Here is a 20,744-nt window from a genome sequence, read left to right as displayed (position 1 = left end):
TTCGGGGTTTTTTATTTCAAAAATACAGCTAGTTATTTTGCTGTAGATTCATCTGTTTTAGGTTCAACATCAGGCTTATCTTCTATTGACTCTTCGGCTACTGAATCGGTATTAACCGGAGTGCCTTTATCTTGGTCATCCATTGAATCATCCGCTTGCCAATCCGCAGGCTGGCGAACATCACGTCGATTCATAAGATCATCAATTTGTTCAGCATCAATGGTTTCATACTTCATTAATGCATCTTTCATTGAATGAAGGATATCCATATTTTCAGTCAGGAATGTATGTGCACGCTCATAGTTAGTATCAATAAGGTGCTTCACTTCCTGATCAATCATGCCAGCAGTTTCATCAGACATATTCTTAGATTTCGCCATGCTGCGACCTAAGAACACTTCGCCTTCATCTTCCGCATACAGAACAGGACCTAACTTCTCAGAGAAGCCCCACTGTGTCACCATGTTACGGGCAATCGATGTAGCATATTTAATATCTTGAGATGCACCTGTCGATACTTTCTCACCACCATAAATGAGCTCTTCAGCTAGACGGCCACCATAAGCTACCGAGATTTGACTCTCAAGTTTACGACGACTTTGGCTGATAGCATCCGCTTCAGGCAAGAAGAATGTTACACCTAATGCTCGGCCACGAGGGATAATCGTGACTTTATGAACTGGATCATGCTCTGGCACTAAACACCCAACAATCGCATGGCCTGCTTCATGATAAGCCGTCATTTCTTTCTCTTCTTCCGACATCACCATAGTGCGGCGCTCTGCACCCATCATGATTTTGTCTTTTGCGCTTTCAAACTCTTCCATACCAACGACGCGGCGATTACCACGTGCTGCGAAAAGTGCAGCTTCGTTAACAAGGTTAGCGAGATCAGCACCAGAGAAACCTGGTGTACCACGAGCGATAACACTGGCTTTAACACCATCAGCTAGAGGTACTTTACGCATATGAACTTTAAGAATTTGCTCACGACCACGGACATCTGGCAAACCTACAACCACTTGACGGTCAAAACGGCCCGGACGCAATAAAGCAGCATCAAGAACATCTGGACGGTTAGTTGCAGCGATAACAATGATACCTTCGTTACCCTCAAAACCATCCATTTCGACCAACATTTGGTTCAATGTTTGCTCACGTTCATCGTGACCACCACCCACACCAGCGCCACGTTGGCGACCTACGGCATCGATTTCATCGATAAAGATAATACAAGGTGCTGACTTTTTCGCTTGCTCAAACATGTCACGTACACGAGATGCACCAACACCGACAAACATTTCAACGAAGTCAGAACCAGAAATAGTAAAGAACGGTACTTTAGCTTCACCAGCAATGGCTTTAGCAAGTAGGGTTTTACCTGTACCCGGAGGGCCCACAAGTAACACACCCGTCGGAATACGACCACCCAATTTTTGGAAACGTGTCGGTTCTTTTAAGTAATCAACCAATTCTTTCACGTCTTCTTTAGCTTCGTCACAACCTGCAACGTCACCAAAAGTCGTTTTAATTTGGTCTTCGCTCATCAATTTGGCTTTACTTTTACCAAATGACATTGCGCCTTTACCACCACCGCCTTGCATTTGACGCATGAAGAATATCCATACACCGATCAATAGCAGCATTGGGAACCAAGAAATGAAAATTTGGGTTAAGAAACTAGACTCTTCAGCTTCCTGCCCTTTCATTGAAATCCCTTTACGATCAAGATCATTAATTAAATCTTGGTCATACATTGGCATAATAGTGGTGAACTTCTCTCCAGAACGCTTGATCCCTTCAATAGTTCGTTGATCACTCTTAATTTCAACCGAATTGATATTGCCATTACGGACACTATCTAAGAATACGGAATAATCCATCTTCTGCGATGACGAAGAAGAGGGGGAGTAACCCTGAAAAACTGACATCAGCACAACGGCGATGACAACCCAGAGAATTAAATTTTTTGCCATGTCACTCAAATTTCTAGACCTCTTAAAGACCCACGATAATTAATCGTTAGACTACTATAACTTGTAACCAGTCGCCACTATATACACTTCACGTGAACGTGGTCGCGATGAATCTGGTTTTCGTGTTTTAACTGTAGTGAAAGCTTGTCGAACTGCTTTCATATATTCATCAAAGCCCTCCCCCTGAAAGACTTTAACTGCAAAACTACCATTAGATGCCAATACTTGATGACACATATCTAATGCTAATTCAACAAGATACATCGCCCTAGGTTGGTCCACACCGTCTGAACCACTCATATTAGGCGCCATATCAGAAAGCACTACATCCACTTTATCCTCACCAACACGGTCAAGTAAAGCATCAAGTACTTTCTCTTCACGGAAATCACCTTGTAAAAAGTCAACTCCCACAATTGGATCCATTGGTAAAATATCACAGGCAACAAGCTTGCCTTTTTCTCCAACCAATTTAACAGCAATCTGTGACCAGCCACCAGGCGCTGCACCTAAATCAACCACTGTCATACCTGGTTTAATCAATTTATCTTTCTGTTGGATTTCTTCCAACTTGAATGCAGCTCGAGAGCGTAAGCCTCGCTTTTGTGACAGTTTAACGTAATGATCGTCAAAATGTTCTTGCATCCATCGGCTTGAACTTGCCGAACGTTTTTTCGTTGCCATTTAAATTCCGTAACGATTTGGAGTTACATAAAGCTTATATAAGGGTAGAATAGCCGTTTTTCAACAGTAACATTCAAAAAGTTGGTACAAATGAACTTAACAACCAAACAAAAACAGCATTTAAAAGGCTTAGCGCATAATCTTAAGCCAGTGGTGCTGCTGGGTGCTAATGGTTTGACCGAAGGTGTGCTGGCTGAAATTGATAGTGCACTCACTCATCATGAACTAATAAAAGTGAAAGTAGGCTCTTCTGATAGAGAGCTTAAAAATGCTGTCGTTGACGCGATTATTCGCGAAACTCAATCAACCAAAATACAGCTTATCGGACACACCTTAGTTATTTTCCGTCAGTCTGCTGAAATGAAAGTTGCCATTCCAAAAGCAAAGTAATTTCGTCAAACAACTCGGTTTAAATGTTCATATTGCTTCAATACGATTCAAATGTTCATTTTGACCTAAAAAAACCACTGTTAATCAGTGGTTTTTTTATTACTATAAAATATCAATCTTAAGTCGTAATTAATATTGATATTAATTCTGGCTTAGATGTACTCAACAGCCGTAATTTCATATTCTGCTGTGCCACCTGGCGTTGTAATAGCCACTTCATCATCGACACTCTTACCAATCAGTCCACGGGCAATTGGCGAATTTACTGAAATTAAATTCTCTTTAATATTCGCTTCATCATCACCTACGATACGGTAGGTTGACTCTGCATCAGTATCAATATTTAAAATGGTGACTGTTGTACCAAAAATAACACGACCAGTATTTTGCATCGTGGTCACATCGATGATTTGGGCATTTGATAGCTTGCCTTCAATATCACGAATACGAGCTTCACAAATTCCCTGCTCTTCTCGAGCAGCATGGTATTCAGCATTTTCTTTTAAATCACCCAATTCACGTGCTTCTGCAATAGCAGAAGTGATCTGTGGGCGGCGTTCAAATTTTAATTCGTCTAATTCTTTACGCAGCTGCTCAGCTCCGATAATCGTCATAGGGACGGTATTCATAATGTCTTATGTCTCCTTTAAAAACAAAAGCACCCCGTGCTGGTACAAAACCAACACAGTTAAATCTCGATTAATTCGCATAGCGCACGATCTTTATAACAATAAGTCTAAATGATGCGGTGTCTTGCGTTGAGGATGCATCTAATGATGATGCCTTAAGCTTACATAAACTTGAGAATACTTACTACTGACTGTCAAAAAATAGTAATAAAAAAGACTGCACGAATGCAGCCTTTTTAATCAAATCATCAATAAATTAAATAAAATTAATTTTTAGCGATTCGCTCATGTAATTCTTGTACCGAATTCACATTATTTCTGTCATCTGCTGAATGTGCTAAACAAGTAGCAAAAGCAGCATTAAGCGTTGTCGTGTAATTCACTTTGTAGCGAAGTGCACCACGTCTAATTTGACGAGAATCCTCAATTGCTTGACGACCTTCAGTCGTGTTAACAATGTAGGTGTACTCATCATTCTTAATACGGTCAAGAATATGAGGACGTCCTTCATGTACCTTGTTAACTAAGCGAGGGTTAATTCCTGCTTCGCCAAGAATCACGGCAGTACCGTGTGTAGCATCGATTTGGTAACCAAGTTCAATTAACTTAGCAGCAAGCTCGGCAACACGCTCTTTATCACTGTTACGTACAGATAATAATGCTCGACCTGATTTTGGTACTTCAGCTGTCGCACCTAGTTGTGCTTTTGCATACGCTTCAGCAAAAGTTTCACCTACACCCATAACTTCACCCGTTGAGCGCATCTCAGGGCCAAGCATTGGGTCTACACCAGGGAACTTGTTGAACGGTAATACCACTTCTTTTACAGAGAAGTACGGTGGAATCACTTCTTTAGTAAAGTTTTGCTCAGCTAAAGATTGACCAGCCATCACACGTGCAGCGATTTTCGCTAATGGTACACCCGTTGCTTTAGAGACAAATGGAACTGTACGAGCAGCACGAGGGTTAACCTCAATCATGTAGATCTCATCGTCTTTAACAGCAAATTGCACGTTCATCAAACCAATAACGCCTAGCTCCATTGCTAATTTAGCAACTTGCTCACGCATACGGTTCTGAACATCTTCACTTAAACTGTAAGGAGGTAAAGAACAACCTGAGTCACCTGAGTGAACACCCGCTTGCTCAATGTGCTCCATGATAGAGCCCACGACAACAATCTCGCCATCACATACCGCATCGATATCAATCTCGATTGCATTATCAAGGAATCTATCTAGCAATACTGGAGATGAGTTAGATACGCTCACTGCTTCATTGAAATAGCGACGTAAGTCTTGCTCGTCATACACGATTTCCATTGCGCGGCCACCAAGTACATAAGATGGACGAACAACTAATGGGTAACCGATACGCTCAGCAGAAATAACCGCACCTTCAACTGTTGTTACAGTGTCATTTTCAGGTTGCTTCATTTCTAAGCGTTGAATTGCTTGCTGGAAACGCTCTCTGTCTTCAGCACGATCGATTGCATCAGGACTTGTACCAATAATCGGTACCCCTGCCGCTTCAAGAGCACGTGCTAATTTTAGAGGTGTTTGACCACCATATTGAACGATAACGCCTTTTGGCTTTTCAATGCGAACAATTTCAAGCACATCTTCAAAGGTTACTGGCTCAAAGTATAAGCGGTCTGACGTGTCATAATCCGTAGAAACCGTTTCTGGGTTACAGTTAACCATAATGGTTTCGTAACCATCGTCACGTAAGGCTAACGCTGCGTGAACACAACAATAATCAAACTCAATGCCTTGACCAATACGGTTAGGGCCGCCACCAAGGATCATGATTTTATCGCGATTTGATGGCGCAGCTTCACATTCTTCTTCGTATGTTGAGTACATGTAAGCAGTGTCTGTTGCAAATTCTGCAGCACAGGTATCAACACGCTTATATACAGGGTGCATATCAAAGCGGTCACGAATCTTACGCACTTCTGTTTCGCTAACACCTAAGATTTGCGCTAGGCGAGCATCAGAGAAACCTTTACGTTTTAGTTTCAGTAAGAATGCTTGATCAAGACCTGACATACCCACTTCAGCAACTTTCGCTTCTTGCGCAATTAAGTCTTCAATCTGAACTAAGAACCAGTGATCAACATTCGTTAGCTTGAACACTTCATCACGGCTTAAACCTGCACGGAATGCATCCGCAATATACCAAATACGGTCAGCACCTGGTTCTTTAAGCTCATGACGGATTTGCTGCATGCTTTCAGGTAACGCAATATCAACAATTGGGTCAAAGCCTGTGCGACTAACTTCTAGACCACGCAGTGCTTTTTGCAAAGACTCTTGGAATGTACGGCCAATAGCCATCACTTCACCAACAGACTTCATTTGTGTTGTAAGACGGTCATTCGCACCAGCAAATTTTTCAAAGTTAAAGCGAGGAACTTTAGTTACAACATAATCGATAGCAGGTTCAAATGATGCAGGAGTTCGACCACCTGTAATATCATTCATCAACTCATCTAAAGTGAAGCCTACTGCTAATTTAGCGGCCACTTTCGCAATTGGGAAACCCGTTGCTTTAGATGCTAATGCAGAAGAGCGAGAAACGCGTGGGTTCATTTCGATGATAACCATACGACCAGTATTTGGACAAATACCAAACTGAACGTTAGAACCACCTGTTTCTACACCAATTTCACGCAGTACTGCTAAAGAAGCATTACGCATTAACTGGTATTCTTTATCAGTCAGTGTTTGTGCTGGAGCAACGGTAATTGAGTCACCAGTATGCACACCCATCGCGTCGAAGTTTTCAATAGAACACACGATAATACAGTTATCGTTGCGGTCACGAACCACTTCCATTTCGTATTCTTTCCAGCCGATTAATGATTCATCGATCAATAATTCACTGGTAGGAGAAAGCTCAAGACCTTGCGAACAAATATCTTCAAACTCTTCTTTGTTATAAGCGATACCACCGCCACTGCCACCCATAGTGAATGACGGACGGATAATACAAGGGAAGCCAACTTGGTCTAAAACGCCGTAAGCTTCTTCCATTGTATGTGCAATACCGGCACGTGGACATTCAAGTCCAATTGCTTTCATTGCGGTGTCAAAACGACTACGGTCTTCAGCTTTATCAATTGCATCAGCTGTCGCACCAATCATCTCGACATTAAACTCTTTTAGCACACCCTCAGCTTCAAGCTGAAGTGCACAGTTAAGCGCAGTCTGACCACCCATAGTAGGTAAAATCGCATCAGGCTTTTCTTTAGCGATAATATTACGTACCACTTCCCAATGAATAGGCTCGATATATGTTGCATCGGCCATCTCAGGATCGGTCATGATGGTTGCAGGGTTTGAGTTAACTAGAATAACTCGATAGCCTTCTTCACGCAGCGCTTTACACGCTTGCGCACCCGAATAGTCAAATTCACACGCTTGGCCAATGACGATTGGACCTGCGCCTAGGATTAGAATGCTTTTAATATCAGTACGTTTTGGCATTGCTTCTATCTTCTCCGAGTGACCTAACTATTTAGTGTTTTGACGAAATTGCTCAATCAATTCAATGAAATGATCAAACAAAGGTGATGCATCCGTCGGTCCAGGGCTCGCTTCTGGATGCCCTTGGAAACTAAACGCAGGTTTATCAGTCAGGTGAATACCTTGTAATGACCCATCAAATAATGACTTATGTGTCACTTTAATATTCGCTGGTAACGTCGCTTCATCAGCAGCAAAACCATGGTTTTGGCTGGTGATCATCACATTACCTTTTTCGATATTGCTGACAGGATGGTTGGCACCATGATGACCAAACTTCATTTTTAATGTTTTAGCCCCAGATGCTAATGCAAGTAACTGGTGACCTAAACAAATACCAAACACTGGAATGTCAGTCTTTAGAATTTCTTGAATGGCTGTAATCGCATAATCGCATGGCTCTGGGTCACCTGGACCGTTTGACAGGAAAATACCATCTGGATTCATTGCTAATACTTCTGCTGCAGAAGTTTGAGCAGGTACCACAGTCACATCACAACCACGGTCAACTAACATACGTAAAATGTTACGCTTAATACCGTAATCGAAAGCAACAACTTTATATTTAAGTTCTGATGCTGGTGTCTCATCAGGTAAACCGCCAACTAAACGCCAGCTAGCTTTACGCCATTGATAAGTAGACTCAGTCGTCACTTCTTTGGCTAAGTCCATGCCTTTTAAACCAGGGAATGCCTTTGCTGCAGCTAATGCTTTAGCTTCATCGATATCGCCAACCATAATACAACCGGCTTGCGCACCCTTTTCACGTAAAATACGGGTTAATTTACGGGTATCGATATCCGCTATGCCGACAACATTATTTGATTTTAAGTAATCACTTAATGATTGTTGGTTACGGAAGTTGCTGGCTAATAGAGGTAAATCTCGGATGATAAGACCACAAGCATGAACTGAATCAGATTCAGTATCTTCATCATTTGTGCCGGTATTACCAATATGAGGGTAAGTTAAAGTTACGATCTGGCGAGAATATGACGGATCCGTTAGAATCTCTTGATAGCCTGTCATTGAAGTATTGAATACTACTTCACCAACAGTGAGTCCATCGGCACCAATTGCTGTGCCAGAGAAAACGGTTCCATCTTCGAGTACGAGTAAGGCAGACTGTGTCAACGCGACCTCCAAAAAATAAGAGCCAAGCCACTGAAATTATTTGTATTTAATTTTTACAAATCCACCAATTTACAAAATTTTGGCAAATTCCAGCGATTTTATATGAATTAAGTTAAAGCGTCTATGCTTAGTTATTTTATTTTGGGAAAAATAATTTCCAAAAAAAAACCACCAACGGTGGTTTTTTTAAATATTAATTGAGACCTAATACTTGCTGCATGTCATACAAGCCTGAATCCTGATCGGATAACCAATAGGCTGCACGCATTGCACCATTAGCAAATGTCATTCGACTGGTCGCTTTATGGGTTATTTCTACTCGTTCACCAATATCAGCAAACATCACTGTGTGGTCACCAACGATATCGCCGGCACGAATAGTAGAAAAGCCAATCGTATTCCTATCACGCTCTCCGGTCATACCTTCACGACCATAAACAGCACATTCTTCAAGATCACGACCTAGAGTGTCGGCTATTACCTCACCCATTTTTAATGCCGTACCTGAAGGAGCATCTTTTTTAAATCGATGATGACCTTCGGTTATCTCGATATCAGTGTAATCACCCATCACTTTAGCGGTTAACTCTAATAATTTTAGGGTTAAATTCACACCAACAGACATATTAGGGGCAAAAACAACAGGGGTTTGCTCGGCAAAGGCGTTAATCATTTCTTTTTGAGCATGATTAAAACCTGTTGTGCCAATCACAATCGCTTTATTATTCTTTGAACACCATTCAAGGTGAACAAGAGACGATTCTGGCGAGGTAAAATCAATTAATACATCAAAGTGTTCTGATGCTATGTCTAATGAATCTGTAATCGCGACATTCATAGTACCAACGCCAGCGAGTTCACCAGCATCTACACCTATAAGTGTAGAGCCTTTACGCTCAACTGCGGCACCTAAATAAATCATTTCATGTTGCTTAGCAGCTTCAATCAATGTGCGACCCATACGGCCACTGGCACCAACAACAGCGACTCTTACTTTTGCAGTCATGTCTTTCTCCCAGTGATACAAAAACGCCTAAGATTAACTTAGGCGTTTATCATTAAACGATTGCTAATAATTCAACTTCGAATACCAACGCCGAGAATGGCGGGATTGAAGCACCAGCACCACGTTCGCCGTAAGCTAAGTGTTGTGGAACGAATAATTTAAGCTTAGTACCAACTGGCATTAGTTGTAATGCTTCAGTCCAACCAGCGATAACACCAGACACTGGGAATTCAGCTGGCTCACCACGAGTAACAGAGCTATCGAAAACGTCACCGTTGATGAAAGTACCGTGGTAATGTGCACGAATAGTAGAATCAAGTGTTGGCTTCTCACCTTCACCTTGTGTAATCACTTCGTACTGAAGACCTGAGTCAGTCACAGTAACTTCGTCACGTTTAGCATTTTCAGCTAGGAAGTTTTCGCCTTCTGCAGAAGCAGCTGCAGCAGCTTCTTCTTGAGCAGCTTGTAAACGACGGCTGATTTCAGTGAAAGCCACTTGTAAGTCTTCCATTGCAACAGCGCTTTCTTTACCTTCAAACGCATCCGCTAGACCAGCTTGTACAGCAGGGATATCGATACCTTCGAAAGAGTTAGCTGCAAGTTGCTCACCCATTTGACGACCTACACCATAACTTGCTTGCTGTTCCATTGTGTTGAACTCTGACATAACTTATTTACTCTCAATTCATCAGTTAAAATTTGCGGGGCAGTTTAGCACACTTTACCACCTGATGTAGGCTAATCTGCGGTGATATTGACTATTTTTCATAAGCCTTATTTACATTGGGGCAATGACTGTTTTTTTGCAGCCAGATATAACGGGGATACTTTGTCTTGAAGTGCTTGTAAATCAGCTATTCGTGTAGAGTGTGACGGGTGAGTTGAAAACAATTCAGGCCCTTGCTCACCACCCGCTTTGGCCATGTTTTGCCATAAAGTGACACTCATTGCTGGATTAAAACCCGCTTTAGCCATTAACTCTAAGCCCAGCTCATCAGCTTCACTTTCTTGATCTCGTCCAAACGGCAATAAAATGCCAACTTGTGCCCCTAAACCCAGTCCCGCCATATACAAATCTTTATTCGCGACACCACCAGCACCTAAAGCAACGTCAGCAAGTTGAATACCCGTGTTCGTCATCTGTGAGCGAGAGACTTGCTCATTGCCGTGTCGAGCAAGAACATGTGCAACTTCGTGGCCAACGACAGTTGCTAACTGATCTTGGTCCGCAGCGACCTCAAGTAACCCGGCATAAACACCAATGTATCCACCAGGTAAAGCAAAAGCATTTACCTGCTTTGAGTCAAAAAGTACCACTTCCCATTGCTGGGTTTGGTCAGGTAGTACCGCTGTTATTCTATTGGCAACACAATTTACATATGCCGTTTTTTGCTTATCTTGACTAATTTTTTCAGATTTTTTCATGGCAGCAAAAGATTGTTCACCCATCTGGTTCATTTTATTTTTATCAAATAACAACATTTGACTACGACCAGTGGGAGATTTATGGGTGGCACACGCTGACATCAACAGCGAAATAAATAACAGCGGCACTAACTTGTTCATTTTATATCCTTTAAAATAATTCTTATTGGTGAGATAACTCTGTATTTATATGCATTATTTTAAACCAAAGCGCGGTTTAAATGCACGGCTCTATTGCTGCCTCTTTTCATCTAAGGCAACAAAGCAAGGAAGCGCTGTTCGAAAATCAAAAAAAAACTGCTTACCGAAGTAAGCAGTTTTTTGATACTCAATGAGTGAGTTCAGTTAATCACAATTAGCTATTTAAATCGTGAAAGAACTTCTTAACACCATCAAAGAATCCTTCAGCCTTTGGGCTATGCTTCTTTGACTCGCCTGTTAAGGTCGATTCAAATTCGCGAAGTAATTCTTTTTGTTTCTCATTTAAGTTAACAGGCGTTTCCATTACCACCTTACACAGCAAATCGCCAACGGCATGACTGCGTACAGACTTAACCCCTTTACCACGCATACGGAACATACGGCCCGTTTGAGTTTCTGTTGGGATCTTAAGGTTCACTTTGCCATCTAAGGTCGGAACTTCGATTTCGCCACCTAATGCAGCTTTGCTGAATGAGATTGGCACTTCACAATAAAGGTTATTACCATCTCGAGTGAAGATTGCATGGTCACGTACACTAACCTGAACATATAAATCTCCAGGAGGTGCACCAAACTCACCCGCTTCACCTTCACCAGATAAACGAATACGGTCACCAGTATCAACACCAGCAGGGATCTTAACTGATAAGGTTTTGCTCTTTTCAACACGACCTTCACCATGACATTTCTTACATGGGTCTTTAATGATCTTACCGCGACCATGACAAGTTGGACAGGCTTGCTGAACAGCAAAGAAACCTTGACGCATTTGTACTTGGCCTTGGCCATGACACGTGCCACAAGTCGTTGCTGAAGAACCTTTATTAGCACCGCTACCGTCACAGCTATCACAAGATGCTAACGTAGGAATGCGTAATTCTTTTGTAAGGCCACGAACCGCTTCTTCAAGCGAAAGTTCAAGGTTGTAACGTAAGTCACTGCCTCGAGCAGCTTGACGCTGACCACCGCCACGACGTCCGCCGCCAAAGATATCGCCAAACACGTCACCGAAGATATCACCGAAATCGCCTGCACCACCATGGCCGCCGCCACGGTTAGGATCTACACCAGCATGACCAAATTGATCATAAGCCGCTTTTTTATTGGCATCGGTGAGAATTTCGTAAGCTTCTTTTACTTCTTTAAAGCTTGCTTCAGCTTCTTGATCGCCAGGGTTACGGTCTGGATGAAACTTCATCGCCAAACGTTTATAGGCTTTTTTGATTTCTCGTTCACTGGCATCACGACCGATACCAAGAACTTCGTAATAATCTCGCTTTGACATAATCTCAGTTTTCTCAAGCAGGTATTGTACGAACGGGCGTTAGAGATTTCTCCCAACGCCCGCCTGAAAGTTAACTAAAAATTTAGCTTACTTTTTGTCGTCTTTTACTTCTTCAAACTCAGCATCAACAACGTCATCTTCAGGCTTAGCTTCTTGAGCATCTTGTGCAGGCGCTTCACCTTGTTGTGCTTGTGCATTTGCTTGAGCAATTTCCATTAACTTAGCAGATGCTTCCATTAATGCTTGTGTCGCTTTATCAATTGCTTCTTTGTCGTTACCTTTAGTTGCGGTATCAACTTCAGCCATTGCAGCTTCAATTTTCTCTTTGTCTTCGCTTGGTAATGCGTCACCCGCTTCTTCGATTTGCTTCTTCGTAGCGTGAACCATACCATCAGCTTGGTTACGTGCTTGAACTAGCTCTTCGAATTTAGCATCTTCATCAGCATGCGCTTCAGCATCACGAACCATTTGCTCTACTTCTTCATCAGATAAACCTGAGTTTGCCTTGATGGTGATGTTTTGCGCTTTGCCCGTTTTCTTATCCGTTGCAGACACGTTTAAGATACCATCGGCATCAATGTCGAATACAACTTCAATTTGTGGCTGACCACGTGGAGCTGGCTCAATACCTTCAAGGTTAAATTGACCTAAAGATTTGTTGTAGCTCGCTTGCTTACGCTCACCTTGCAATACGTGAATAGTCACAGCAGCTTGGTTGTCATCAGCAGTTGAGAACGTTTGCGATGCTTTTGTTGGGATAGTGGTGTTTTTCTCGATTAGACGAGTCATTACACTACCCATAGTTTCGATACCGAATGAAAGTGGTGTTACGTCAAGTAACAAGACATCTTTCACATCACCAGAAAGAACACCTGCTTGAATTGCCGCACCTACTGCAACAGCTTCATCAGGGTTAACGTCTTTACGTGGCTCTTTACCGAAGAAATCAGTTACTGCAGCCTGTACTTTAGGCATACGTGTTTGACCACCAACTAAGATAACTTCATTGATGTCAGATACTGATAAGTCTGCATCTGCTAACGCAACTTTTAACGGCTCTAAAGAACGTTGAATTAGATCTTCAACTAAAGACTCTAATTTAGCGCGAGTCACTTTAACAACTAAATGCTTAGGACCTGTTGCATCAGCAGTGATGTATGGCAGGTTAACTTCAGTTTGAGTTGTGCTTGAAAGTTCAATCTTAGCTTTTTCAGCCGCTTCTTTAACACGTTGCATTGCTAATGGGTCATTACGTAAATCTAGACCTTGTTCTTTTTTGAACTCATCAGCTAAGTAGTTAATTAAACGGTTATCGAAATCTTCACCACCTAAGTGAGTATCACCGTTAGTTGCAAGTACTTCGAACGTTTGGTCACCGTCATTGCTATCGATTTCAATGATAGAGATATCGAAAGTACCACCACCTAAATCGTATACAGCAACAACGTTGTCGCCTTGTTTCTTATCGATACCGTAAGCAAGTGCAGCAGCAGTTGGTTCGTTGATGATACGTTTAACATCAAGACCAGCAATACGACCAGCATCTTTAGTTGCTTGACGTTGTGAATCGTTAAAGTATGCAGGAACAGTAATAACTGCTTCTGTTACTTCTTCACCTAAAAAGTCTTCTGCAGTCTTTTTCATCTTTTTCAAGATTTCAGCAGAAACTTGTGGTGGAGCCATTTTCTTACCGTGTGCTTCAACCCATGCATCACCATTGTCTGTACCAATGATTTTAAAAGGCATGATGTCTACGTCACGTTGAACTTCGTCATCTTTAAAACGACGACCGATTAAACGCTTAATCGCGAAGAAAGTGTTAGTTGGGTTGGTAACCGCTTGACGTTTAGCTGGTGAACCTACCAATGTTTCATCTTCAGTGTATGCGATGATAGAAGAAGTAGTACGTTCGCCTTCAGCATTCTCAATTACGCGAGCTTTGTCGCCATCAAGGACAGCTACACAAGAGTTTGTTGTGCCTAAGTCAATACCAATAATTTTGCCCATGAGGATCTCCGAAATATAAATTTTAGTGTTACTAATTTGCTTATGGTTGTTGATATGGGGTCAGGATTATTAATTTCAAGTCCTAATTTTTTAGCCTCTCATATCAGCCTTAATGCATATATTGGGACAGCGATCTGAATTACAAGGGGGAAGATCGAAATTTTTATTAAAAATATATTAAGGATCGATAAATAAACCGTGCACCACTTTTGCATATTGCATACAATCCTCACATTAACCGATAGCAACCTCATCATTTCACTGGAAAGGCCGTGTCAAATACTACTCTCGCATACCTATATGGCCTGCTGGCTGTGTTACTTTGGTCAACTGTCGCCACAGCATTCAAAATTGCATTAGGCTACTTCACCCCATTGCAACTTGTATTTGTTGCCGTGATGACATCAATACTTGCTCTTGGCATTATTGTCACCTTTCAAGGAAAACTCACTTTAATCTCAAAGCAATTGAAACGTCGTCCGTTATTTTATTTGTTTACGGGACTGTTAAACCCTTTTCTTTATTACTATGTGTTATTTGAAGCTTATGATCTTCTACCAGCGCAACAAGCGTTGTCACTCAACTATACTTGGGCAATTTTATTACCGATATTAGCTGTGCCTTTATTAGGTCATAAGCTCACTAAGATAGATTCTGTTGCGGCAATCATCGCTTATGCCGGAGTGTATGTTATTGCCACTGGCGGTAATATCCGTGAATTTAATTTCGAAAGCCCTACAGGGATAGCCTTTGTATTAAGTAGCACTGTGATTTGGTGCCTTTATTGGGTTATTAATACTAAAGATGATGGTGATGCAATCGTTAGCCTGTTGCTCAGTTTCTTAATTGGTTTACCATTTGTCACTGTGGCAATGATGTTACACCAACCTATTGAATCCATCAGTTGGCAAGCTCTAGGGGCTGGCATGTATGTTGGTTTGTTCGAGATGGGGTTAACTTTCGTGTTGTGGCTAATGGCACTTAAAACAACACAGAAAACGGCGAACATTACCACCTTGGTTTTTTTAACGCCTGTATTATCTGTTGGCCTTATTGCTGTTATCTTAAAAGAGCACATAACCATTAGCACCTACATTGGCTTATGTTTTATTTTGACGGGCTTAATGCTGCAAAAATTATTACCTCGATTACTAAAAGCTAATAACCCGTAATAAAACAGCGATAAGCTCGATTAAGCTAACGTTCAACTGGTACATCCTCTTATTGATAGTTGATTGCTTCATCATTACTTGCTACTAATATATTGTACAAATATTCAACTACATGGAGAACTGGGCAATGGGAATGCCACGTTGGAATTTAAGCGATACGATTGAGCGAAAAATAAGGCTTAGCAGTTTAGTGGTCACTGCATTAATCATATTCTACGAACTGTTAAATGGCGATATTTCGACACAATTTCCAGCGATGTACCTATGTGTTTTTGTATTCCCTGCGGTGTATTTTACAAATAAGACTCAAGACAAATACTTTCCATTGCTAAAAGAATATGTTCAAGCAACTCGCATCGTTGCCATCTTTATGACTTTAGCCAGCTTGTGCGTTTGGGGTTATGCGACTTATTTAAGGCTCTCTATCCCTCCTATGCCCAGCCACCTTATTTATAATATGTAGATCTAGCAGTTACTTTCTGCATTCAAGCCATTAGCTTTTCCACATTGCTAAAACAAAAAAGCACCGAAGTGCTTTTTGTATAAAAACGAAGTCGAAACCCCAAATCATTTTCTTGCTGTGTAATCGCCAGTTGCAAGCCATTTATAGGTCGTTAATGCATCCAACGCCATTGGTCCACGGGCATGTAACTTTTGTGTACTTACGGCAACTTCAGCTCCTAAGCCAAATTGAGAGCCATCGGTGAACCTAGTACTGGCATTGACATACACAGCAGCAGAATCAACTTCATTCAAAAAATGGGTCGTTGCATGTATATCATCAGATAAAATGGCTTCTGAGTGTCCGCTTGAATACTTTCTAATATGCTCAATAGCATCATCAATATTACTGACGACTTTGACACCTAAGGTCAAGGATAACCACTCTGTAGAATAGCTCTCATCAGTTGCTGAATGTAGCTCAAAAGCAGGACTATCAACTAAGGCTTTGGTTTTATCACAGGTATAAAAACTCACCCCTAATGCGGCCATTTCTTCAAATAATCTAGGTAAGTATTCTGCAGCAACCGCTTCATGAATCAACAAAGTATCTAGCGCATTACATACTGTAGGGCGTTGTACTTTCGCGTTAATGATCACTTCTGCACTGCGACTGAGATCGGCCATTTTATCCAGGTATAAATGACAAATACCAATCCCACCTAAAATGACAGGAATACTGGCTTTTTCAGCACATAAGCGCTGCAAAGTTTGACCACCACGAGGAATAATCATGTCTACATATTGATCTAATGTCAGTAAGCCAGTTACGAGTTCACGATCGGTTGAATTAATCAGCTGCACAGCATCTTCTGGCAAACCTTGAATTCGCAGGGCTTGGCGAATGACATCACTTAACACTTGGTTTGAGGTGAGCGTTTCTTTACCGCCACGCAAGATAACGGCATTACCCGTTTTAAGTGCTAATACTGCAATATCTACTGTCACATTGGGACGTGCTTCATAAATAACCCCAACGACACCTAAAGGGACTCGGCGTTGGGTAAGGCGTAAGCCATTATCTAACAATTGACTTGCCGACTCACTACCAACAGGATCAGCTAGATTAATGACATTATCAATATCCGCGATAATGCCTGCCAATCTTGGTTTATCAAGTAATAAACGATCAATCATCGCATCAGTTAGCCCATTCTGCTTAGCTGCTGCGACATCTTTAGCATTGGCAGATAATATCGCATCGGTATTCAATGTCAGTTGTTCGCTGATGCAATGTAGTAGTGCTGATTTTTGTTGGCTTGATAGATTAGCTAGTTGAAAACTTGCAGTTTTAGCTTGCTGACCTAATGTTTGCAAATATTGCTGATTCGACATTTTTTCGTCCTGTAAATTATTCATCTAGTAATACCATGTCATTACGATGTACCACGGCCACGCCATAGTTATAACCGAGTAAACTTTCTATCTCGTTTGAGTGTTTACCTGCGATTAAAGCTAAAGCATTTGCACAATATCGGCTCATCCCTTTTGCGAGTACTTTACCTTTTTCATCGACTAACATTATCGGCGCACCACGCTCAAATTTGCCTTCTACTTTTATAATGCCTTTTGATAATAAACTTCTACCGTTTTGTGTGACGGCAACTGATGCGCCTGAATCTAACACTAAGCGCCCTTCTGAAGCTGGACCTGCTAAAATCCATTGTTTGCGACTTTCCAGTGGATTATCAATAGCACTAAAATGTGTCCCTACGGGTTCTTTATTGGCCACTTTTGTGATGACATTGAGATGATGCCCAGAAGCTATAACGACCTCAATGCCTGCACGTCTAGCAATGTCAGCCGCTTCGAGCTTTGTCGCCATTCCTCCCGTGCCCAACCCTGAAACTGCCCCGCCAGCGAGCGAGCGTAAATCAGCATCAATATTTTTTACCGACGAGATAAGCTTGGCATCAGGGTTGGTTCGAGGGTCAGCATCAAATAACCCCTTTTGATCAGTTAATAACACTAATAAATCTGCGTCACAAAGTAGTGCTGCGCGAGCGGATAAATTATCGTTATCGCCAACTTTAATTTCGTTAGTCGCAACCGCATCATTTTCATTAATGATTGGAATAATATTATTATCTAGCAAGGCGTTGAGCGTATCTCTAGCGTTAAGGTATCGCTCTCTATCTCGCAAGTCTGCACGAGTCAGTAATAACTGTCCGACATGCAGACCGTATATGCTGAACAATTCAGACCAAGCTAAAATCAGCTGGCTTTGCCCTACGGCTGCTAACAATTGCTTATTGGGCATCGTATCGGGAAGTACGGGGTATTGCAGATGTTCACGTCCGGCAGCTATTGCGCCTGAAGTACATAATACGACTTCAACGCCTGAGCGCATTAACAAAGCCATTTGCCTAGCCAATTCAACCATATGCGCTTTATCAAGGCTTCTGCTGCCTGATGTGAGCACACTGGTGCCTAACTTGATTACGATCCGCTGGTAACCCATTTGTACCTTATCCCAACAAAAATTGTTTAATGAAAGATTTTTATACCTAATAAATACAGAAAATAACAGCTATCCATTACTAGGGATAAATATATTCACTGTTAAATTTTAGATGACGCACAAAAAAGGGCTATGCATTACATAACCCTTAATATAAACATAACAAAGCCATCGATTATTGCTTTACACGCGATAACGACTGCTACATACCATTTTAGCCATAAATGAATTTAGCTAAAAACAATAATGCAATGAATAAAATCCCTAAGTTAAGATCTTTAAAGCGGCCCGTTAATACCTTAATGACGGCATATGAGATAAAGCCAAAACCTATCGCATTAGCGATAGAAAACGTCAATGGCATTAGTAAGCACACTATCACCACTGGTGCTGCTTCTGTAAGATCTTCCCATTCCACATTGACTAAACCAGACATCATTAAAATGGCAACATAAAATAATGCACCACTAGTCGCATAAGCCGGAACCATCCCAGCTAACGGGGCAAAAAACAAAGAAAGAATAAACAAAAGACCAACGACAACCGCAGTTAAGCCGGTTCTTCCACCAGCGCTCACCCCAGCTGTACTTTCAATATAACTGGTTGTTGTTGATGTACCTAAAGTCGCACCAGCCACTGTCGCCAAACTGTCAGCACTTAATGCACGCTTGACTCTTGGAAGGCGGCCTTGCTCATCTAAAAAGCCACCACGCTGAGCAACTGCAACCAGCGTACCTGATGTATCAAATAAATCGACAAATAAGAACGCAAAAATCACCGAAATCATACTGATTTCCAGTACGCTAGACAGGTCCATTTTCATGAATGTCGGCGCAACTGAAGGCGGCATAGACACAATGCCGCCATAAGTGACATCACCAAAAATCAAACCAAGAATGGTAACAATGAAAATACTCAAAATAACCGATGCTTTAAGTCCACGTTGTACCATTGCAATAATGAGGAAAAAACCAAGTGCCGCCATCACAGCCGGAAACGACGTAATATCTCCCATGGTAACTAAGGTCGCTGGGCTCGCCACGACTATTCCCGCTGCTTTTAAGCCAATAAAAGCTAAAAAAAGACCAATACCTGCGGCAATACCAAGTCGTAAACTCATCGGAATACTATTAACAATCCACTCTCGAATTTTTACCAGCGACAATACTAAGAAACAGATACCAGACATGAACACTGCGCCGAGTGCTGTTTCCCAGCTATAACCCATTTCCCCTACAACTGTGTATGTGAAAAAGGCGTTTAATCCCATTCCAGGAGCTAAAGCAATAGGATAATTAGCGACCAACCCCATAATAAGACAACCAATTGCAGCGGCTAAACAAGTCGCAACAAAAACAGCACCTTGATCCATGCCTGCATCAGCTAACATCATTGGATTGACAAAAATAATGTAAGCCATTGTCAAAAAGGTGGTTATACCTGCGATAACTTCTTGTTTTAAACTAGATTGATTGTCTTTTAGCTTGAACAGTTTCTCTAACATGAAACGTAAATCCTTAAAAAAGGGAGTTAATAAGCGTGATTTAATTGGGCTAAAGGTCAAATAACGGACTGAAAGCACATCAAAATATGACACTTTAATGAACGCGATTATAGGTATTTATATGGCGTATAGCCATGTTCACACTATAAACACTCATATTTGTAAGAAAGACAATTTAATCGTTTGATTTGAAGTAAGACGTGTTAGGCAGGCAAAAAAAAAGCCTGCTCAAAGAGCAGGCTGACAAGTTAAAAAGTTTTCCAGTATGGGGAGAGGAAAACTGCATCACAATTAAGTGATAAAACTTCAATATAAATTAGCAATAGAGAACTAATTTATCGTTTGTCTAAATTCGCCTAAAAGACGACAGAAAAAAGGGTTGATACGGGTCAAACTTACAATCAAGGATGGGTTAGCCCTTGAAGGTCATGGCATATAAACCACCAGCTAAAGCATTAGAACTTAACCAAGTGTTTTGCCAATAAATATATTGATTGCCTGTATAAGACATAGTAAATACTCCAAATAAAGTTGTTTAAAACCTAGTCTTGCTGGGCTCGGTTCCTTGGAACTTACTTTTCTCAATCCGTTGAGACAACTTATCACTCGATTCCTTGGAGACTTTATCCATCCTGGATTAACTAGAATTGAAAAGCACCGTTGCTCTTCAACGAGAACAATAATACCAAAATGTAATTTAATTACAAGTATTATTTTAATTATTTAAAAAAAACCTTAAAAAGGGAAATTTATTACAGTTTTTAGTCATTTTATAAATATTAAGCTTTGTCACCTAAGTGACAAAGCCACTACATATTGTGCTTGAACAAAAATAATAC

At 41.3% G+C, this 20,744-nt stretch carries 16 protein-coding genes; 3 read left to right on the top strand and 13 right to left on the bottom strand.

Features of this window, described 5'->3' with window-relative positions:
• Positions 1–32: 32 nt before the first annotated feature.
• Both ftsH and rlmE read right to left on the bottom strand, forming a co-directional pair.
• Positions 33–1,976, bottom strand: coding sequence for an ATP-dependent zinc metalloprotease FtsH (gene ftsH, locus AN944_RS06050; protein ID WP_055023705.1), 1,944 nt, complete (start codon positions 1,974–1,976; stop codon positions 33–35).
• Positions 1,977–2,030: 54 nt separating this feature from the next.
• Positions 2,031–2,660 (bottom strand): 23S rRNA (uridine(2552)-2'-O)-methyltransferase RlmE, encoded by a 630-nt coding sequence (gene rlmE / locus AN944_RS06045; RefSeq protein WP_055023704.1) that lies wholly within the window; start codon positions 2,658–2,660, stop codon positions 2,031–2,033.
• Positions 2,661–2,750: 90 nt separating this feature from the next.
• Here rlmE and yhbY point away from each other — a divergent pair, with 90 nt between their 5' ends.
• Entirely contained in the window at positions 2,751–3,050 is a 300-nt protein-coding gene (gene yhbY, locus AN944_RS06040; protein WP_055023703.1) for a ribosome assembly RNA-binding protein YhbY, read from the top strand.
• Between the two features lie 152 nt (positions 3,051–3,202).
• Here yhbY and greA read toward each other — a convergent pair whose 3' ends face one another.
• The 8 genes from greA to dnaK all read right to left on the bottom strand — a co-directional run bounded on the left by greA (position 3,203) and on the right by dnaK (position 14,267).
• Positions 3,203–3,679, bottom strand: coding sequence for a transcription elongation factor GreA (gene greA / locus AN944_RS06035; RefSeq protein WP_055023702.1), 477 nt, complete (start codon positions 3,677–3,679; stop codon positions 3,203–3,205).
• 266 nt (positions 3,680–3,945) lie between these two features.
• Positions 3,946–7,170, bottom strand: a complete 3,225-nt coding sequence (carB, locus tag AN944_RS06030) for a carbamoyl-phosphate synthase large subunit (RefSeq protein WP_055023701.1) — start codon at positions 7,168–7,170, stop codon at positions 3,946–3,948.
• A gap of 27 nt (positions 7,171–7,197) precedes the next feature.
• Positions 7,198–8,355, bottom strand: coding sequence for a glutamine-hydrolyzing carbamoyl-phosphate synthase small subunit (gene carA, locus AN944_RS06025; protein ID WP_119968453.1), 1,158 nt, complete (start codon positions 8,353–8,355; stop codon positions 7,198–7,200).
• Positions 8,356–8,536: 181 nt separating this feature from the next.
• Positions 8,537–9,349, bottom strand: a complete 813-nt coding sequence (gene dapB, locus AN944_RS06020; RefSeq protein ID WP_055023699.1) for a 4-hydroxy-tetrahydrodipicolinate reductase — start codon at positions 9,347–9,349, stop codon at positions 8,537–8,539.
• Positions 9,350–9,401: 52 nt separating this feature from the next.
• Positions 9,402–10,016, bottom strand: coding sequence for an FKBP-type peptidyl-prolyl cis-trans isomerase (locus AN944_RS06015; RefSeq protein WP_055023698.1), 615 nt, complete (start codon positions 10,014–10,016; stop codon positions 9,402–9,404).
• A 107-nt stretch (positions 10,017–10,123) separates the two neighbouring features.
• Complete coding sequence (locus AN944_RS06010; RefSeq protein ID WP_055023697.1) at positions 10,124–10,915, bottom strand: M48 family metallopeptidase; 792 nt, start codon at positions 10,913–10,915, stop codon at positions 10,124–10,126.
• A 214-nt stretch (positions 10,916–11,129) separates the two neighbouring features.
• Positions 11,130–12,260, bottom strand: a complete 1,131-nt coding sequence (gene dnaJ, locus AN944_RS06005; RefSeq protein WP_055023696.1) for a molecular chaperone DnaJ — start codon at positions 12,258–12,260, stop codon at positions 11,130–11,132.
• An 87-nt stretch (positions 12,261–12,347) separates the two neighbouring features.
• Entirely contained in the window at positions 12,348–14,267 is a 1,920-nt protein-coding gene (gene dnaK, locus AN944_RS06000) for a molecular chaperone DnaK (RefSeq protein WP_055023695.1), read from the bottom strand.
• A gap of 272 nt (positions 14,268–14,539) precedes the next feature.
• Here dnaK and AN944_RS05995 point away from each other — a divergent pair, with 272 nt between their 5' ends.
• Together AN944_RS05995 and AN944_RS05990 are read left to right on the top strand one after the other, a co-directional pair.
• The gene (locus AN944_RS05995; RefSeq protein WP_055023694.1) at positions 14,540–15,439 is read left to right on the top strand and encodes a DMT family transporter; all 900 of its coding nucleotides are present in this window, start codon (positions 14,540–14,542) and stop codon (positions 15,437–15,439) included.
• A gap of 133 nt (positions 15,440–15,572) precedes the next feature.
• Complete coding sequence (locus AN944_RS05990; RefSeq protein WP_225442089.1) at positions 15,573–15,902, top strand: hypothetical protein; 330 nt, start codon at positions 15,573–15,575, stop codon at positions 15,900–15,902.
• A 104-nt stretch (positions 15,903–16,006) separates the two neighbouring features.
• Here the strand turns inward: AN944_RS05990 and AN944_RS05985 are convergent, their stop codons facing one another.
• From AN944_RS05985 to AN944_RS05975, 3 genes are all read right to left on the bottom strand, one after another.
• On the bottom strand, positions 16,007–17,275 hold the full coding sequence (locus tag AN944_RS05985) for a glutamate-5-semialdehyde dehydrogenase (protein WP_055023788.1): 1,269 nt from the start codon (positions 17,273–17,275) through the stop codon (positions 16,007–16,009).
• A gap of 16 nt (positions 17,276–17,291) precedes the next feature.
• A complete protein-coding gene (proB, locus tag AN944_RS05980; RefSeq protein WP_055023692.1) occupies positions 17,292–18,401 on the bottom strand; it encodes a glutamate 5-kinase in 1,110 nt (369 codons plus the stop codon).
• A gap of 214 nt (positions 18,402–18,615) precedes the next feature.
• Positions 18,616–19,905, bottom strand: a complete 1,290-nt coding sequence (locus tag AN944_RS05975) for an NCS2 family permease (RefSeq protein WP_055023691.1) — start codon at positions 19,903–19,905, stop codon at positions 18,616–18,618.
• Positions 19,906–20,744: the final 839 nt, after the last annotated feature.

This window comes from Shewanella sp. P1-14-1, assembly GCF_001401775.1.
Lineage (GTDB): Bacteria > Pseudomonadota > Gammaproteobacteria > Enterobacterales > Shewanellaceae > Shewanella > Shewanella japonica.
The sequence above is the reverse complement of the archived record's forward strand: the minus strand, read 5'-3'. Positions and strand labels throughout refer to the sequence as shown.

What these genes read in the sequence shown, in the direction of transcription:
- rlmE (WP_055023704.1), bottom strand. Translation starts at nt 2,660, where the DNA reads ATGGCAACGAAAAAACGTTCGGCAAGTTCAAGCCGATGGATGCAAGAA.
- yhbY (WP_055023703.1), top strand. Translation starts at nt 2,751, where the DNA reads ATGAACTTAACAACCAAACAAAAACAGCATTTAAAAGGCTTAGCGCAT.
- ftsH (WP_055023705.1), bottom strand. Translation starts at nt 1,976, where the DNA reads ATGGCAAAAAATTTAATTCTCTGGGTTGTCATCGCCGTTGTGCTGATG.
- AN944_RS06015 (WP_055023698.1), bottom strand. Translation starts at nt 10,016, where the DNA reads ATGTCAGAGTTCAACACAATGGAACAGCAAGCAAGTTATGGTGTAGGT.
- AN944_RS06010 (WP_055023697.1), bottom strand. Translation starts at nt 10,915, where the DNA reads ATGAACAAGTTAGTGCCGCTGTTATTTATTTCGCTGTTGATGTCAGCG.
- carB (WP_055023701.1), bottom strand. Translation starts at nt 7,170, where the DNA reads ATGCCAAAACGTACTGATATTAAAAGCATTCTAATCCTAGGCGCAGGT.
- proB (WP_055023692.1), bottom strand. Translation starts at nt 18,401, where the DNA reads ATGGGTTACCAGCGGATCGTAATCAAGTTAGGCACCAGTGTGCTCACA.
- AN944_RS05990 (WP_225442089.1), top strand. Translation starts at nt 15,573, where the DNA reads ATGCCACGTTGGAATTTAAGCGATACGATTGAGCGAAAAATAAGGCTT.
- dapB (WP_055023699.1), bottom strand. Translation starts at nt 9,349, where the DNA reads ATGACTGCAAAAGTAAGAGTCGCTGTTGTTGGTGCCAGTGGCCGTATG.
- AN944_RS05985 (WP_055023788.1), bottom strand. Translation starts at nt 17,275, where the DNA reads ATGTCGAATCAGCAATATTTGCAAACATTAGGTCAGCAAGCTAAAACT.
- greA (WP_055023702.1), bottom strand. Translation starts at nt 3,679, where the DNA reads ATGAATACCGTCCCTATGACGATTATCGGAGCTGAGCAGCTGCGTAAA.
- dnaK (WP_055023695.1), bottom strand. Translation starts at nt 14,267, where the DNA reads ATGGGCAAAATTATTGGTATTGACTTAGGCACAACAAACTCTTGTGTA.
- AN944_RS05975 (WP_055023691.1), bottom strand. Translation starts at nt 19,905, where the DNA reads ATGTTAGAGAAACTGTTCAAGCTAAAAGACAATCAATCTAGTTTAAAA.
- dnaJ (WP_055023696.1), bottom strand. Translation starts at nt 12,260, where the DNA reads ATGTCAAAGCGAGATTATTACGAAGTTCTTGGTATCGGTCGTGATGCC.